We start from the raw sequence: 248 nt of genomic DNA on the forward strand, positions 1-248 counted from the left end.
CGTTCTTGTTGATAAGGCATATTTCTCTCTAAAACACAGACAGACAAAGGAGTCTAACTATTCACTCAGATAAACTTTCTCCCTCATGACCGCCGGTGTAGGATGTGCTCTCGGGGTACTCATCAGGATCATCAATCCACTCCGTACCATCCTCATACAACGGATCAGGAAAACCCTGAGGAAAAAACACTTTCTTATACCTCTCCACACCGCTCCAAGGATATTCGACCCCGTCCATGGCGAACACA

1 pseudogene is annotated in these 248 nt (G+C 46.4%); it reads right to left on the minus strand.

The annotated features are described in order from the left end of the window. Nucleotides 1–61 precede the first annotated feature (61 nt). A pseudogene (locus HMPREF2756_RS11300) lies at nucleotides 62–248 on the minus strand (hypothetical protein); the annotation flags it as partial.

Source organism: Rothia sp. HMSC067H10, assembly GCF_001810635.1.
In the GTDB taxonomy this organism is placed as follows: domain Bacteria; phylum Actinomycetota; class Actinomycetes; order Actinomycetales; family Micrococcaceae; genus Rothia; species Rothia dentocariosa.